This window comes from Antarcticirhabdus aurantiaca (assembly GCF_009765365.1).
GTDB classification, from domain to species: domain Bacteria; phylum Pseudomonadota; class Alphaproteobacteria; order Rhizobiales; family Rhizobiaceae; genus Antarcticirhabdus; species Antarcticirhabdus aurantiaca.
Map to the genome: position 1 here is coordinate 256,079 of NZ_VTOM01000005.1, position 11,109 is coordinate 267,187.

Below are 11,109 nucleotides of genomic sequence, written 5' to 3' on the forward strand. Positions count from 1 at the left end.
CCGGGGCTCAGCTCACATAGGCCGCGCGGTCGTTGTTGGTCTGGAGGAGGGCGGTGCGCAGCTTCTCGAGGGCGCGGGTCTCGATCTGGCGCACGCGCTCCTTGGAGATGCCGAGCTTGGAGCCGAGCGCTTCGAGCGTCGCGCCCTCGTCCTGGAGGCGGCGCTCGCGGATGATCTTCAGCTCGCGCTCGGACAGGACGTCGAGGGCGTTGTGCAGCCAGGTGACGCGGCGCTCGTCGTCGATCGAGGAGGAGACCATCTCGTCGGGCAGCGGACCGTCGCAGATCAGGAAGTCCTGGCGGTCGGCCGAACCCGACTCGTCCTCGATCAGCGGCGCGTTCAGCGAAGAGTCGGGGCCGGAGAGGCGCGAGTCCATCAGCGCGACGTCGCCTTCCGAAACCTTCAGGGCGGTGGCGATCTCGCGATACATGGCGCTGCCGGTGACGCCGTCGGCACCCTGGCTCAAGCGGGCGCGCAGGCGTCGCAGGTTGAAGAACAGCGCCTTCTGCGCCGAGGAGGTGCCGCCGCGCACGATCGACCAGTTGCGCAGGATGTAGTCCTGGATCGAGGCGCGGATCCACCAGGTGGCGTAGGTCGAGAAGCGGACCTCACGCTCGGGCTCGAAGCGGGCGGCGGCTTCGAGCAGGCCGACATGGCCTTCCTGGATGAGGTCGTTCATGGCGAGGCCGAAATGCCGGAACTTCGACGCCATGGAGATGACGAGGCGCATATGCGCCGAGGTGATCTTGTGGAGGGCCGCCTGGTCGCGCTGCTCCTTCCAGCGGACGGCAAGCTCGTACTCTTCCTCGCGCTCCAGGTAAGGAGCGGCCATGGCCGCGCGGATCATGGTGCGGCGGGCGGATTGGGACTTCATGAGGCGGACCTCCGGTCAGGAACGAGGGCTCTTCAAGCCCGACCGCCCGCCGTGACGCGAGCGCTGGGTTCCTGCCGAACGCAGCTGAAAGCCGAACGTTCCCGCGAGGTGAAACTTTCCGGAAATAATTAGAAGGCGGCTGGAAAAGGACAAGGTGCACCGGCGCGAAAACGACTCACGCACACCGTCTCGCACACGCTAACAGGGAGGCGGGCAAAAGAAAAGAGCCGGTCGGGCTGTGCCGACCGGCTCTTGAAATGGGAGCGGGGTGCGCCCGACCCGAAGCCCTGCGGGCTGATCAGGCGGCCTGATCTTCCTGCTCGTCCTCGGCGTCGGCGTCCTCGCCGTCCTCGATCTCGGTGGCCTTGGCGCCGCGCTTCGGACCCTTGTTGAGGTTGACCTCGATGAGGCGGACGGCCTCGGTCTCCGACACCTCGTTCACCGCGGCGAGCTCGCGCGCCATGCGACCCAGAGCCGCCTCGTAGAGCTGGCGCTCGGAATAGGACTGCTCGGGCTGCGAGTCGGCGCGGTAAAGGTCGCGCACCACCTCGGCGATCTGGATGAGGTCGCCGGAATTGATCTTGGCGTCGTATTCCTGGGCCCGGCGGCTCCACATCGTCTTCTTGACGCGGGCGCGGCCCTGCACGACCTTCAGCGCACGCTCGACGAAATCGGTTTCGGACAGCTTGCGCATGCCCACGGACTCGGCCTTGGCGACGGGCACCTTCAGCCGCATCTTGTCCTTTTCGAAGTCGATCACGAAGAGTTCGAGCTTCATGCCCGCGACTTCCTGCTCCTCGATGGCGACGATCTGTCCGACCCCGTGCGCGGGATAGACGATGCTTTCGCCGGTCTTGAAGCCCTGACGCTGCGAGGCCTTCTTCTGAATGCTCATGCGCTTGTTCAAACTCCCTGTTGTGTCCGGCCGCTTCCGCCGCTAGACACGGGTCACGGCGCGCCGCGCCGCCGTTCGCGAGAGACGCGGCCGGGCGGCCGCACCATGCCAGACGCTGTCCGAACGACGAGCGCCGCCCATACGAATGCACGCCATCTCCCCACCCGGGAGGGCGGAGATCGTCGCGGCAAATCGGATGAGAAGCGTCCTTTCGGAAATGCCGCGGGCGCGAGATGCTGTTGCGTGACGGCCACGGCGCGACTGTCTTTGCACCTTAGCGCATTTTCCCGCATTGTTCAAGGAAATGCGACAAACGGCCGTGCGCGGCCCACCATCCGGCGGGCCGCGGCGCGCTCGATGCGGGCAAAGCCCGCCGCTCTAACGGATCAGTCGCCCTCGCCGGGCTCCGCGGAGAAGTACTTCTCGAACTTGCCGTCCTCGCCGTCGCGCTCCTTGGCGTCGTCCGGCGGATCGCGCTTGACCGTGATGTTCGGCCACTTGTCGGCGTATTCCGCGTTCAGCTTCAGCCACTTGTCGAGGCCGGACTCGGTGTCGGGCTTGATCGCCTCGGCGGGGCATTCCGGCTCGCAGACGCCGCAGTCGATGCACTCGTCGGGATGGATGACGAGCATGTTCTCGCCCTCGTAGAAGCAGTCGACGGGGCACACCTCGACGCAGTCCATGTACTTGCAGCGGATGCAATTGTCGGTCACGACGTAGGTCATCGAGGGTCCTTCGAACGATGCGACCCGCAGGGCGAGGCGAGCTGTGCGGGGTAAAAGACTGCGGCGCGCCGGCACACAGCCGGCCGAGCCTCGCAACTAGCCCCTGCCAAGGGGGCTTGCAAGGGAGAAGCCTGTCGCGCTGGGGCTCGCGTCGAGCATGATATTGCGTGGGTCCCGCGCGCCGGCGGTCCGGATCCCGCGCCGCCTCACTTCCCGCCGTCGACGTCCTCGGTGTCGGCCAGATCTCCGGCGGCATCGAGCGCGGGCTCGCCCTCGATCGTCTCCGGGCCATCGCGCGGGGGAGGCGGGGCGAGGTCCTCGAAGAGGGTGGCGGCCTCGCTCGCCGGACCGCGGCGGGATCCCCCGTCGACGACCTTCAGGACGCGCACGCGCCCGTGCAGCGAGAGCGTCAGAACGTCGCCGGGACGAACTAGGCGGGCGACGTTCGCGATCTTCTCGCGGTTCACCCGCACGGCGCCGGAGGCGACGATCTTCTGGGCGAGGGAGCGCGATTTGGCGACGCGTGCGAAGAACAGCCACTTGTCGATGCGCTGTCCGCCGTTCTCGCCCAATCGCGTCTCCTCCGGCTACTTGCCGAGCTTGTCCTTGAGCACCGCGAGCTTGGCGAAGGGCGAGTCGGGATCGATCCGGCCGCCCTTGTTCTTGTCCGGGCCGCGGCTCGTGTCGAAGCTCTTGGGCGCGCGATCGCGATCGTTGCCGCCCTTGTTCGGCCGCCGGTCGTCGCCCGCAAAAGCCGGCTTACCACCGCCGCCGCGCCGGTCGTCGCCGCCGGGACGCCCGCCGCCCTTGCCGAAGCGCTGGCCCTGGTTGTCGCGATCCGGCCGGTTGCCGTCCTCGCGCCCGCGCCGCTCGCCGCCGCCGCCGCCCCCGCCGAAGCGGTTGTCCCGGCGGTTCTCGTTGCCGCGGTTCTGGTTCTCGCTCGCCGCGCCCGGCTGGTTGTTGCCGCGCCGGTTCTGGCCCTGGTTCTGACCGCCTTCGGCGCCCGCCTGCTGAGGACGACGCCCGCCGCCGCGACGCTCGCCGCCGCGCTCGCCACCGCGATTGTTGCGGCCCTCGAAGCGCGCGAGGCGCCAGACCTGGACGAGCTTGATCTCGTCCTCGGCCGCGGGCGCCGCTGCTGCCGGCGCTTCGGCCGCCGCCGGAGCCGCGTCGAGCGCGGGCTCGGCCGCGTCGGCGGCGCTCGCGGGCTCGCCGGCTTCAACCGGCGCCTCGCTCACCACCGCCTCCTCGACCGCCGGTTCCTCCGCGGTCGGCTCGACCGCGGCTTCCGCCTGCGCCGAGGGTTCGTCGGCCGGCTCCGCGTCGCTCACGGGCTCGCCCGTCGCTTCGCCCGCATCCGATTCGCCGAGAGCGGCCGCTGCCGTGCGGGCCGCCTCGTCCAGGCCGTCGACCGGCGCCGCGGAAGCCTCCGCTTCGCCCGCGCCCGCGCCCTCGTCGCCGGCGGCTTCGGCCGGAGCCGGAGCCGAGGTCGGAGCCGGCGTCTGGGCGGCCTTCGCGGCATCCGCCGCCTTGGCCGATTCCTCGTCGAGGCGGCGCAGCGTCGCCTCGACCTCCGGCACGGGCACGCCCTGCGCCCGGTAGCCGAGGCCCTTGAGCACTTCGTCCATGTCGTCGGCGGTGGCGCCGAGGATTGACATCATCGCCGGGGTGACGAGGAAGCGGTTCGAGTCGAAGCCGCCTTCGGGCCGCTTGGCCGCCGTGCCCGGCTTCCAGGCGAGCGCCGGACGGATGAGGTCGGCGAGGCGCTCCAGGATGTCGACGCGCACCGCGCGGCGCCCGAGGATGCGATAGCCGGCGAGCGCGTAGAAGGCGGGGTCGAATTCGGGGTTCACGACGGCCGAGGTGCGGCCGGTGGCCAGCAACTGCGTCACTTCGCCGAAGCCCGGCTTGTCGCGGCCGTCCTTCTCGAGCGCCCAAAGCAGCGTCAGGAGGTTGGCCGGGCCCGGCTTGACGAGGGCCGGCACGAAGATGTGGTAGGCGCCGAAGCGCACGCCGAGCCGGCGCAGGGCCGCGCGGGCCTCCTGATCGAGCGCGCGCACCTCCTCGGCGACCTCGCGGCGCTGGATCAGGCCGTAGTTCTCGTAGAGCCGATAGGCGATGCCGCGGGCCGCGCCCTCCAGGGTCTCGGCCGCGTGGAGGTCGGCGAGGGGCTTGAGCACCGTCGAGACCTGATAGGTCACGAAGCGCTCGGCCCGGGCCGCGACCTTGTCGCGCGCCGGGCCGGTCAGCTGCTCGTCCGCGAGAAGGACGAGGCGGGGCTTGAGCGCGTCGCCGCTCGACGACAGCACGGCGACCGGCGCGCCGAGCCAGCGAAGCAGGCCGTCCTGACCGAGCGCGATGTCGCCGTTGGGCGCGTTGGCGAAGCGCTCGGCGCGCTTCTCGAACTCGCCGGCCAGGGCTTTGCCGGCGGCGGCGCGAACGGCTTTGCCGTCCGGTCCGTCGTTTTTGGTGTCGGGCGTGAACCTGAACCCCTGCAGGTCGCCGACGGGGTGGCCTTCAACGGTCACCGCGCCGTCGCTGCCGATCTCAGCTTCCATCACCGCGTTCTCTCTCAGCCGCTTCAACAGGACGCTTGTCCTGCGATCTACGAAGCGTTTCGTCAACCGTTCGTGAAGAGCGTCGGAAAGTCGGTCCTCGATGTCCCGCGTCTTTTCCTGCCAGTGTGTCGGATCGGCCAGCCAGCCCGGACGGTGCGAAATGTACGTCCAGGTGCGGATTTCCGCGATGCGCTGGGAGAGCGCGTCGATGTCGCCTTCCATCCGGTCGGCCCGGCGGACCTGCGCGGCCATGTAGTCCTCGGCGACGCGGCCGCGCGCGGCAAGATCCCGGAAGACCTGGGCGATGATCTCGGCGTGCTGCGCGGGAGCGATTCGCCGGTAGTCCGGAAGCTTGCAGGCCTCCCATAGCGTCTCGACGCCCTTGGCGCCCGAACTTTCCGCGATGTCGGTGATGTCGGGGTCGCGCGACAGGATCTCCAGCGCGCGCTGGTCGACGGCGGGAAGGGCGCGGGTGAGCTCCGCGCTCGGCGGCAGCGTGTCGAGGCTGCGCTTGAGCGCGGCGAGGCTCGCGAAGTCGAGGTCGCGCGCGCGCCACTGCAGCATCTTCACCGGCTGGAACTCGTGGCCTTCGAGGGCCGCGACGAGCTCGTCGGGGAGCGGGTCGACCTTGCCGGTCACGCCGAAGGTGCCGTCGCGCACGTGCCGGCCGGCGCGGCCGGCGATCTGGCCGAACTCGGAAGGCGTCAGCTGGCGGTACTGGAACCCGTCATATTTCCAGTCCTGCGCGAAGGCGACGTGGTCGACATCGAGGTTGAGCCCCATGCCGATCGCGTCCGTCGCCACGAGGAAGTCGACCTCGCCGTTCTGGTAGAGCTGGACCTGGGAGTTGCGGGTGCGCGGCGACAGCGCGCCCAGCACCACCGCCGCCCCGCCGCGCTGGCGGCGGATCAGCTCGGCGATGGCGTAGACCTCGTCGGCCGAGAAGGCGACGATGGCGGTGCGCCGCGGCAGGCGGGTGATCTTCTTCGAGCCGGCATAGAAGAGGTTCGACAGGCGCGGCCGGGTGACGGTGTTGACGCCCTTGAGGAGCCGCGCCAGCACGCCCGTCATCGTGCCGGAGCCCAGCAGCAGCGTCTCGTTCCAGCCCCTCGCGTGGAGGATCCGGTCGGTGAAGACGTGGCCGCGCTCGAGGTCGCCGGCGAGCTGCACCTCGTCGATGGCGACGAAGGCGGTGCCTGGATCGCGCGGCATCGCCTCGACGGTGCACACGTGATAGCGCGCATTGGGCGGCTTGATCTTCTCCTCGCCGGTGATCAGCGAGACGGCGGACGCGCCCACCCGCTCGCAGACGCGGGTGTAGACTTCCCGCGCCAGCAGCCGCAGCGGCAGGCCGATCGTGCCGGAGGAATGGGCGACCATCCGCTCGATGGCATAGAAGGTCTTGCCCGTGTTCGTCGGCCCGAGAACCGCGGTCACGTTGGTGCCGTCGAAACGGACGGAGGGCGCCTGCGCCGGCGGCGGGGTAAAGGGTGCGGTCATGCCTTCCCTTCATGTGGGACGGTTGCGGCCCCGGGAAAAGCCCGGCCGGCCATTCGGCGGCGCAATTGACGGGGAAAACCGTGCGCCGGCGCCAGCAGGGCCGGCATCCGGCGCACGGAGCCCGGCCCGGCGACGCCGGCTAGGCGGCTTCCTCCAGCGCGACCTCGGCGAGGCGCAGCCAGTAGCTCGTGCCGAAGGGGATGGCTTCGTCGGCGAAATCGAAGCGCGGATGGTGGAGGCCGGCGCTGTCGCCGTTGCCGATGAAGACGAAGGCGCCGGGCTTGGCCTGCAGCATGTAGGAGAAGTCCTCGCCGCCCATCAGCGGGGGCGCCGCGATCTCGACGCGGTCCGACCCGACGATCTCCGCCGCGACGCGGGCGCAGAGCTGCGCGGAGGCGCCGTCGTTGACGGTCACGGGATAGTTGCGGCGGTAGACGCATTCGGCCTGGGCGCCGTGGGCGCGGGCGATGCCGGCCGCGATCTCGGAGAGCCGCTTCTCCGCCATGTTGCGCGTCTCGGCCCGCAGGGTGCGCACCGTTCCGGACACGACGGCCTCCTCGGGAATGACGTTGTGGGCCTGTCCGGCATGGATCTGGGTGACCGACACGACGACGTTGTCGAGCGGGTCGGCATTGCGCGAGACGACCTGCTGCAGCGACTGGGTCAGCGCGGCGGCCGCGAGCACGGGGTCGACGGTCTGCTGCGGGATCGCCGCGTGGCCGCCGCGCCCACGGATCGTGATCACGAACTCGTCGGTCGCCGCCATGATCGGGCCCGGGCGGAGGGCAAAGGCGCCGACGGGAACGCCGGGAAGATTGTGGAGGCCGAAGACGCGGTCGCAGGGGAAGCGCTCGAAGAGCTCGTCCTCGATCATCGCCTTGGCGCCCGCGCCCCCTTCCTCGGCCGGCTGGAAGATCACCGCCACCGAACCGGAAAAGCCGCGCGACTGGCAGAGCCCGCGCGCCGCGCCCAGAAGCATGGCGGTGTGCCCGTCATGGCCGCAGGCATGCATGACGCCGCGCCGGCGGGACGCGTAGGGCGCGCCCGTTTCCTCGACGATCGGCAGGGCGTCCATGTCGGCGCGAAGGCCGACCATCCGCCCGCCCGGGCCCGAGCGGCCGTGGATCAGCCCGACGACGCCCGTGCGCCCGATGCCGGTCGCCACCGCGTCGCAGCCGAAGGCGGCGAGCTTCTCCGCCACGAAGGCGGCGGTGTTCTCGACGTCGTAGAGCAGTTCGGGATGGGCGTGGAGGTGGCGGCGCCACTCGGCGATCTCGTGGCTTGTTTCGGCGAGACTTGGGTTGACGGGCATGTTGTTTTCCGGACACGCAACGGGAGCAGTTTGCATTTTGCCCGGACCATGCCACGACAGCGACACAGGCGCGAGCTAGGGGCGCTGGATTCCTTGATGTCACGATCGCGCGCGATCGCGCGAACACGAGGGGAGGGCGCCGCCATCACCGCCCTTCCGAGGAGACGGACTTTGACCGCAGGCCTGCTCACCCGCACCGCATCCCTGGTTCTCGGCCTCGCACTGGCCGGCACGGCGCTGCCTGCCCGTGCGGAAACGGCGATCCTCGTCGACGTCGGCACCGGCGCGGTGCTGGCGCAGAAGGACGCGACCCACCGCTGGTACCCGGCCTCCACCACCAAGCTGATGACGACCTACGTCGCGCTGGAGATGATCCGCAACGGCGAGGCCGCCGCCGACACGCCGGTGGTGATGACGCGCCGCGCCGCCGACGAGCCGCCGAGCAAGATGGGCTACGAGCCGGGCTCGGTGATGCGCCTCGACAACGCGCTGCGCATGATCATGGTCAAATCGGCCAACGACGTTTCCGTCGCCATCGCGCAGGCGCTGGGCGGGCGCGACCGCGAAGCGTTCGGCCGCTTCATCGAGCGCATGAACGACACCGCCGCCCGGCTCGGCATGAAGGACAGCCACTTCGTCAATCCGCACGGCCTGCCGGCTCCGGGCCAGTTCTCCAGCGCCAAGGACCTCGCGCTCCTCGCCGTCGCCCTGCGCCGCGACTTCCCGAGCGAGAGCGACCTGTTCCGGATCGAGGCCCTCTTCACGGGCACCGACACCATCCCCAACCACAACGACCTTCTCGGCCGCTATCCCGGCACGGACGGGATGAAGACGGGCTACATCTGCGCCTCGGGCTTCAACGTCGTGACGACGGCGACGCGCGACGGACGCACCCTGGTGGCCGTGGTGCTGGGCGCCAACAGCGTCATCCAGCGCGCCAAGGAAACGGCCGAGCTCCTGGAAAAGGGCTTCGCCCAGTCCGTCCCGGAGGAGGCGCCGCTTCTCGCCTCGCTGCCGGCCTCCAGCGGGCCGCCGGCCGACGTGTCGAAGGAGATCTGCTCGAAGGAAGCGCGCACCGCCCGCGCCAACGAGCAGAAGCTCGCCGACAAGACGCCCGACACCCCCTATCTCACGCCGCTCGTGCGCAAGACGACGCGCGCGCCCCAGGTGGTGCAGGTCGGGCTCGGCGGCGCGGCCGGCTTCGGCGACATCAAGCCGGGCGTCACGCTGATCCCCGCCTACGGCATTCCGCTGCCGACGCCGCGCCCGACCTGGCCGCCGGTGCCGACCGCGGTGCCGCCCGCCGCCGCCGCGGACGAGGGCGCCATCGGCGACGCGCCGGCGCGAGGGCGGGTCGTCTCCGCCGAGCCCGCCCCGGCCGCCCAGCCGTGAGCCGATCCGAACCGGTCCCGGTCTCGGTCCTGACGGGCTTTCTCGGAGCGGGCAAGACGACGCTCCTCAACCGCCTGCTCGCCGAGCCGGCGCTGTCGGGCACGGGCGTCGTCGTCAACGAGTTCGGCGACGTCGGCATCGATGCCGCGCTGATCGCCGCGACGGCCGGCAGCGGCGTCATCGAGCTCGCCGGCGGCTGCCTCTGCTGCGCGGTGCGCGGCGAACTGGTGGACACCCTCCTCGACCTCGCCGCAGCCATGCAGGCCGGCAGCACGCGCCGGCTCGACCGCCTCGTGATCGAGACCTCGGGCCTCGCGGACCCCGCGCCCGTCGTCGCCGCGCTGATGGCCGACCCGCGGCTCGCCGCGGCCTATCGCCTGGACAGCGTGATCTGCGTCCTCGACGCGGTGAACGGCGCGGCCTCGCTCGCCGCGCACGAGGAATCGCGCCGCCAGGCGGCGCTCGCCGACCTCGTGGTCCTGACCAAGGGCGACGCCGCCGAACCCGAGGCGCGCGCCGCCAGCCTCGTCGCCCTGCGCGCGCTCAATCCCGAGGCGCCGGTTCTCGATGCCGCGGCCGGAGAGGCGGGCGCGGCGGTGCTGATCCCGGCGCCCGGCCGGCGCGGGCCGACCTTCGCCCGGCATCTCGCCGCCGTGGAACCGGGCGACCATCACGATCACGCACATCACCACGGCCATTCCCACCATCACTCCCATGCTCATGGCGGTACGTCGCTGTCCTCCGTTTCGATCCGCTGGGACGTGCCGCTCGCCCCCGGCGCGGCCTATGGTTTCGCGGAAAGCCTCGTCGCCCTGCTCGGGTCCCGGCTCCTGCGCTTCAAGGCGGTGGTGGATCTACAGGGCGAACCGGAGCGGCCGCTCGTGCTGCACGCCGTCGCCGGCCGCCTGGACGGGCCGCAACGCCTCGAGGGCTCCCTCGGGGGCGCCGGCTCGCGCTTCGTCGCGATCGGCGAGGGGCTCGACGAGCGGGTGATCCGCGACCTCTTCGCCGCCTTCGCCGGGGTGCCGCGCGTCGATGCGCCGGACCGGGCGGCCGTCGAGCACAATCCCCTCGCGGTGCCGAACTTCACCTTCCGCTGACGCGCGAGGGCGCGGCGCACTTCATTTGCCGCCTCCGGGCTCCTATCTGCGAAATGCTGCGCCGCACCCCGCGGCGGGAACGGCCCGTTCGAGACCCGCGAGAGACCGATGAGCGATTACTCCGTCGATCCCCAGACCATCGTCGACTTCTGGCGCGAGGCGGGGCCCGAGAAGTGGTTCACGAAGGACGAGGCCTTCGACGAAACGGTCCGCGCGCGCTTCCAGGACATCTACGAGCGCGCCGCGCTCGGCGAGTTCGCCGCCTGGGAGGAGGACCCGACCGGGGCGCTCGCCCTCGTCCTCCTCTTCGACCAGTTCCCGCGCAACATGTTCCGCGACAGCCCGCGCATGTACGCGACCGACGCCGAAGCCCTGCGCATCGGCCAGATGGCGCTGGAGCGCGGCGATCACGAAACGGTCGGCGAGGACCTCAACCAGTTCCTCGCCATGCCGCTGATGCATTCGGAGGACCTGGCCGACCAGGAGGCCTGCTGCCTCTGGATGACGCGGATCGGCCCCGACAACGTGCCCTTTGCCGAGGAGCACCGCGAGATCGTCGCCCGCTTCGGCCGCTTTCCCCACCGCAACGCCATCCTGGATCGGCCGACGACGCCGGAGGAAGCGGCCTTTCTCGAATCCGGCGGTTTCGCCGGGTGATCGGCGAGCGGTCGGCGCGATTTTCTTAACGTGGCGCCGGTAGGTTTCCCCCGACGGCCGAGCGGCCGGCGCGCTGCCGGCCCGGCGGCGAGGGAG

The 11,109-nt window shown here is 70.8% G+C and carries 9 protein-coding genes; 3 read left to right on the plus strand and 6 right to left on the minus strand.

Features of this window, described 5'->3' with window-relative positions:
- Positions 1 to 7 precede the first annotated feature (7 nt).
- The 6 genes from FZN60_RS08210 to FZN60_RS08235 all read right to left on the minus strand — a co-directional run bounded on the left by FZN60_RS08210 (position 8) and on the right by FZN60_RS08235 (position 7,864).
- Positions 8 to 874 carry an RNA polymerase factor sigma-32 gene (locus FZN60_RS08210; protein ID WP_158872979.1) on the minus strand — a complete coding sequence of 289 codons (867 nt, stop codon included), beginning with the start codon at positions 872 to 874 and terminating at the stop codon, positions 8 to 10.
- A gap of 298 nt (positions 875 to 1,172) precedes the next feature.
- Positions 1,173 to 1,769 carry a CarD family transcriptional regulator gene (locus FZN60_RS08215; protein WP_158872980.1) on the minus strand — a complete coding sequence of 199 codons (597 nt, stop codon included), beginning with the start codon at positions 1,767 to 1,769 and terminating at the stop codon, positions 1,173 to 1,175.
- Positions 1,770 to 2,155: 386 nt separating this feature from the next.
- Positions 2,156 to 2,494, minus strand: coding sequence for a ferredoxin FdxA (fdxA, locus tag FZN60_RS08220; RefSeq protein WP_158872981.1), 339 nt, complete (start codon positions 2,492 to 2,494; stop codon positions 2,156 to 2,158).
- Between the two features lie 206 nt (positions 2,495 to 2,700).
- Positions 2,701 to 3,066: an RNA-binding S4 domain-containing protein gene (locus tag FZN60_RS08225; protein ID WP_369413033.1), complete on the minus strand. Its 366-nt coding sequence runs from the start codon at positions 3,064 to 3,066 to the stop codon at positions 2,701 to 2,703.
- Between the two features lie 15 nt (positions 3,067 to 3,081).
- Positions 3,082 to 6,552 carry a helicase-related protein gene (locus FZN60_RS08230; protein ID WP_158872982.1) on the minus strand — a complete coding sequence of 1,157 codons (3,471 nt, stop codon included), beginning with the start codon at positions 6,550 to 6,552 and terminating at the stop codon, positions 3,082 to 3,084.
- A 139-nt stretch (positions 6,553 to 6,691) separates the two neighbouring features.
- The gene (locus FZN60_RS08235; protein ID WP_158872983.1) at positions 6,692 to 7,864 is read right to left on the minus strand and encodes a M20 aminoacylase family protein; all 1,173 of its coding nucleotides are present in this window, start codon (positions 7,862 to 7,864) and stop codon (positions 6,692 to 6,694) included.
- Between the two features lie 171 nt (positions 7,865 to 8,035).
- Between FZN60_RS08235 and FZN60_RS08240 the strand changes: the two genes are divergently transcribed.
- The 3 genes from FZN60_RS08240 to FZN60_RS08250 all read left to right on the plus strand — a co-directional run bounded on the left by FZN60_RS08240 (position 8,036) and on the right by FZN60_RS08250 (position 11,013).
- Positions 8,036 to 9,256 carry a D-alanyl-D-alanine carboxypeptidase family protein gene (locus FZN60_RS08240; RefSeq protein WP_246726650.1) on the plus strand — a complete coding sequence of 407 codons (1,221 nt, stop codon included), beginning with the start codon at positions 8,036 to 8,038 and terminating at the stop codon, positions 9,254 to 9,256.
- Positions 9,253 to 10,356, plus strand: a complete 1,104-nt coding sequence (locus FZN60_RS08245; RefSeq protein WP_158872985.1) for a CobW family GTP-binding protein — start codon at positions 9,253 to 9,255, stop codon at positions 10,354 to 10,356. Before FZN60_RS08240 ends, FZN60_RS08245 begins: the two co-directional genes overlap by 4 nt.
- Before the next feature lie 108 nt (positions 10,357 to 10,464).
- Positions 10,465 to 11,013, plus strand: coding sequence for a DUF924 family protein (locus tag FZN60_RS08250; protein ID WP_158872986.1), 549 nt, complete (start codon positions 10,465 to 10,467; stop codon positions 11,011 to 11,013).
- Positions 11,014 to 11,109 lie beyond the last annotated feature (96 nt).

Bases quoted from the DNA above. Each gene is read 5' to 3' on its own strand.
- FZN60_RS08210 (WP_158872979.1), bottom strand. From the start codon at position 874: ATGAAGTCCCAATCCGCCCGCCGCACCATGATCCGCGCGGCCATGGCC.
- FZN60_RS08215 (WP_158872980.1), bottom strand. From the start codon at position 1,769: ATGAGCATTCAGAAGAAGGCCTCGCAGCGTCAGGGCTTCAAGACCGGC.
- fdxA (WP_158872981.1), bottom strand. From the start codon at position 2,494: ATGACCTACGTCGTGACCGACAATTGCATCCGCTGCAAGTACATGGAC.
- FZN60_RS08230 (WP_158872982.1), bottom strand. From the start codon at position 6,552: ATGACCGCACCCTTTACCCCGCCGCCGGCGCAGGCGCCCTCCGTCCGT.
- FZN60_RS08235 (WP_158872983.1), bottom strand. From the start codon at position 7,864: ATGCCCGTCAACCCAAGTCTCGCCGAAACAAGCCACGAGATCGCCGAG.
- FZN60_RS08250 (WP_158872986.1), top strand. From the start codon at position 10,465: ATGAGCGATTACTCCGTCGATCCCCAGACCATCGTCGACTTCTGGCGC.